The sequence below is a fragment of the Streptomyces sp. NPDC048483 genome, from assembly GCF_040651455.1.
In the GTDB taxonomy this organism is placed as follows: Bacteria; Actinomycetota; Actinomycetes; order Streptomycetales; family Streptomycetaceae; genus Streptomyces.
The window spans coordinates 1-4,715 of the sequence record NZ_JBEZJZ010000218.1 but is presented as its reverse complement, the minus strand read 5'-3'; the positions used below and the strand labels follow the sequence as shown (position 1 = coordinate 4,715).

Annotated in this window: 2 protein-coding genes; both read right to left on the bottom strand. The window is 69.2% G+C overall.

Features of this window, described 5'->3' with window-relative positions:
* On the bottom strand, positions 1-2,119 hold a 2,119-nt coding region (locus AB0D04_RS42180; protein ID WP_362712744.1), incomplete at its 3' end, for a type I polyketide synthase.
* Between the two features lie 70 nt (positions 2,120-2,189).
* Positions 2,190-4,715 (bottom strand): SDR family NAD(P)-dependent oxidoreductase (locus AB0D04_RS42175; RefSeq protein ID WP_362712742.1); only part of this gene is annotated, 2,526 nt, incomplete at its 5' end.

Sequence of the window (4,715 nt, the reverse complement as noted above, 5' to 3'; positions counted from 1 at the left end):
CCTGCGAGCGCAGCGCCACCACCCGCGCCCCATCCTCCAACGACAAACCACCCGCCACCACAGCCGCAGCAATCTCCCCCTGCGAATGGCCCACCGCCGCCGCAGGCTCCACTCCCGCAGCCCGCCACACCTCAGCGAGCGACACCATCACCGCCCACAACAACGGCTGCACCACATCAACCCGCTCCAGCACAACCGGATCCCCAGAACGAGCAACCTCCGTCAACGACCAGTCGACAAAAGGCTCCAGCGCCCGCTCACACTCCACCCACCGGGACGCAAACACCGGCGAGGAGTCCAACAACCCCGCCGCCATACCCACCCACTGCGAACCCTGCCCCGGAAACACCAACACCGGACCGGCACCAGCAGAACCAGCAACTCCCATAAGCACGCCGGCAGTCGGCACACCCGACGCCACCGACCCAACCCCGTCCAGCAACGACTCCCGGTCACCCCCCACCACCACAGCCCGGTAGTCCAACACCGCCCGCGACGACGCCAACGAGAAACCCACATCCGCAGACGACAACTCCGGGCGCTCAGCAACAAACGCACCCAACCGCTCCGCCTGCCCCCGCAACCCCACCTCGGACGTGCCCGACACCACCCACGGCATCACACCAGCCCCAGCCGACACCACCGCCGGCTCAGAACCCCTACCGTCCGAAGGCGCCCCCTCAGCCTCCTCCCCGGACTCGGCCTCCACCTCAACCGCCGACGCCTGCTCCAAAATCACATGCGCATTCGTGCCGCTGACGCCGAACGACGACACACCCGCCCGACGTGGCTCATCCTTCTGAGGCCAGGGCTGTGCCTCGCTCAGCAGTTCCACCGCACCCGCGGACCAGTCCACGTGCGAGGACGGCTCATCGACATGCAGCGTCTTCGGCAGCACACCGTGCCGCATCGCCTCGACCATCTTGATCACACCGGCCACACCGGCGGCGGCCTGCGTATGCCCGATATTCGACTTGACCGACCCCAGCCACAGCGGCCGGTCCTCCGCACGCCCCTGCCCGTATGTCGCCAGCAGGGCCTGCGCCTCGATCGGATCACCCAGCGTCGTACCCGTACCGTGCGCCTCGACCGCGTCGACCTGGTGAACGGCCAGGCCCGCACTGGTCAGGGCCTGGACGATGACGCGCTGTTGGGAGGGCCCGTTGGGAGCCGTCAGACCGTTCGACGCGCCATCCTGGTTCACGGCCGAACCACGGACCACGGCGAGCACTTCGTGCCCGTTGCGCCGTGCGTCGGACAGCCGCTCCACCAGCAGCATGCCGACACCCTCGCCCCAGCCCGTTCCGTCGGCGGACTCGGCGAACGCCTTGCACCGGCCGTCCGCGGCCAGACCGCGCTGCCGCGAGAACGCCACGAACGCATTGGGCGTGGACATCACCGTGACACCGCCGGCCAGGGCGAGAGAGCACTCGCGCTGCCGCAACGCCTGCACCGCCAGGTGCAGGGACACGAGCGATGCCGAGCAGGCCGTGTCGACTGTGACGGCCGGCCCCTCCAGGCCGAGGGTGTAGGAGATGCGCCCGGAGACGACGCTGGCCGAGGTCCCGGTCGCCATGTAGCCCTCGGCGCCGTCGATGCTCGACAGGGCGTTCATCAGGACCGAGCCGTAATCCTGGCCGTTAGTCCCGGCGAACACCCCGACCCTGCTGCCACGCAGCGACGTCGGGTCGATCCCGGCCCGTTCCAAGGCCTCCCAGGACGTCTCCAGCAGCAGCCGCTGCTGGGGGTCCATCGCCAGCGCCTCACGGGGCGATATTCCGAAGAAGGCGGAATCGAAGTCGGCTGCACCGCTCAGGAAGCCGCCCTGACTGACATACGAGGTGCCGAGCTGGTCGGGGTCGGAGTCATAGAGGGCGTTCAGGTCCCAGCCGCGGTCCGTCGGGAACCCGGACATCGCGTCGCCGCCCGCTTCGAGCAGCTTCCACAGGTCTTCAGGCGATGCGACACCGCCCGGGAACCGGCAGCTCATCGCGATGATGGCGATCGGTTCGTCGCTTTTCGCCTCAGCCTCGCGCAACCGCTGGCGGGTCTGGTGCAGGTCGGCGGAGAGCCGCTTCAAGTAGTCGAGAAGCTTGGCGTCGTTTCCGTCGTTACCCATGGTGAGCCGTCCCCCTGTACCCGTTCCGGAAGTCGTTCGTCTGCCTGGGACGTCTGCCTGAGACGTCTGCCTAAGAGATGCCGAATTCGCGCTCAATGAAGTCGAAGACTTCGCTGGCGGTCGCGGATTCGAGGTGGTCAGCGACTTCCGCGTGCTCCTCGTCTGCACCGTTTTCCTGTGCATCGGCGGCTGACCAATGGGAAAGCAACGTCTGCAGGCGCATGGTGATGTGGTTCCGTGTCGTCGAATCCGGACTCGCTGTCCGCATCACGGCCTCCAGCTTGTCCAGTTCGCCGACGACCGATCCGGGAGCCGCCTGCCCGTCGCCCAACTGCGTTTGGAGATATCCGGCAAGCGCCACCGGGTTCGGGTAGTCGAACACCAAGGTGGCGGGTAGTTGTAGGCCCGTGGCGGCGCCGAGCAGGTTGCGGAACTCCACGGCGGTCAGCGAGTCGAAGCCCAGTTCCCGGAAGGGGCTCCGCGCTTCTATCGCCTCCGGCCCCGCGTGCCCGAGGACCCGAGCCGCTTGAGTCCGTACCGCCTCCAGCAGCACCCGCTCCCGCTGCGGCCCAGTGGCCTCTGCCAGCTGGGCACGCAGCAGGTCCGCAGCACCACCCTGCTGTCCAGTGCCGGCTTTGAGGTACCGGGCCGCGTCGGGGAGTTCGGCCAGCAGTCGGCTGTTACGGACGGCGGTGAAGCCGGGAACGAACCGTTCCCAGTCGATGTCCGCGATGACCGTGCAGGCGGCGTCCTGCCGCCTCAGCGCCCGGGCCAGCCCCCGTAGCGCGAGCTCGGGATCCATCGCGCCGATTCCGCCTCGGCTGAACCGGTCGTCGCCGTTCGGGACCGACACCGCCATGCCCGCTTCGCTCCACGCGCCCCATGCCAGCGACGTACCCGGAAGGCCGTCCTGGAGGCGCTGTTCGGCCAGGGCGTCCAAGTAGGCGTTGGCAACGGCATAGTTGGCCTGGCCGGCGGCGCCGAGGGTGCCTGCGATCGAGGAGAACAGCACGAAGGCCGTCACGGGGTGATCGCGGGTGAGCTCGTGCAGGTTACGGGCGGCGTCGGCCTTCGGGCCGAAGACCTTCTGGAACCGCTCCGGTGTGAGGCCGTCGAGCACCCCGTCATCCAGCACGCCGGCGGTGTGGAAGACCGCGCCGATCGCCTCGTCGGCCAGCACCTCGGCCAGGGCGTCACGGTCGGCCGCATCGCATGCGGCGATGCGTACCTCCGCACCGGCCTTGGCCAGCTTTTCCCGCAAGTCGGCGGCGCCCGGGGCGTCTTCACCTCGTCGGCTGAGCAGCACGATCCGCCGCGCACCCCGGTCGGCCACCCATCGAGCCACCTGAGCGCCCAACGCACCCGTACCGCCCGTGACCAGCACGGTGCCGCCCTCAGGCGACCACTCCTGCTCCGTGGATGCGGCCGGGGCCTGCGGGGAACGGACCAGCCGGCGGCCAAAGATCCCTGAGGACCGGATGGCCACCTGGTCCTCGGTGCTCTGAGTCAACAGCCCGGCCAGCCGGCGCCCGGAACGCTCGTCCAGTTGCTCGGGTATGTCCACCAGACCGCCCCACCGGTCGGGGTACTCCAGCGCCACCGTCCGGCCGAGGCCCCACACCATCGCGGCCTCGGGATCGACAGTCCGGTCGGAGGGGCTCGCGGATAGCGCGCTCCGGGTGACTCCCCAGGCACGGGCAGCGACATCCGCGTCGGACAATGCCTGTACCGCGACCGCCGACCGCACCGCCCCGAGGGCAATGAGTACCCCGGCCACGGCAGCCCCGCCGTCCTTCTCACCCGCATGGGTGCGGACGAGCTCCGCAAGCGAGGTGCGATCCACCCCGGACGGCACACTCAGCCGAGTGATCTGCGCCCCGTGCGCCTCCAGTCGTTCGGCGACGTCGGCGTACTCGTCCGCGCCCTCGGCGGTCATCAGCAGCCAAGTGCCCGAAAGCGTGCCCGGATCGGGGTCAGCGACCGGCGACCAGCTGATCCGGTACTCCCAGCCCTCCACGGCGAGTTGGACGTTGTGCGCGTGTCGCCAGGTCGACAAGGCGGTGACCGCAGATGTCAGCGTCCCGTTCTCGCTGATGCCCAGGGCGTCGCCCAACGTCTCCCAGTCCTCGCCGGCCACCGCCTCCCAGAACCGGGACTCGATCGCGTCCGCGGGCGCGGGCGCCGACGGCACCGAATTCAGCCAGAACCGCTGCCGCTGGAACGCGTACGTCGGCAGCTCTACTCGCTGCGGACGGTAGGGCGCGAAGAACAGACCCCAGGGGACGCCCACACCGTGGGTGTGGAGTTGAGCGAGGGCGGTGAGCAGGGTGTGTTCCGAGTCGCGATCGGCGCGCTGCGTCGCCACACAGACGCTCTCGTTGGCCTCGTCTTCGGCCAGGATGGTGCTGGTCAGGGCCGCCAGGACGCTGTCCGGACCGGCCTCCACAAACCGCGTCACACCCTGACCCGCAGCTGCACGCACCGCATCCGCGAAGCGGACGGCCTCCCGTACCTGACGCACCCAGTACGCCGGCGAGCACAACTCCTCCTCAGAAGCAGCCTCACCGGTGAGGGTGGAGATCACAGGAATCTGCGG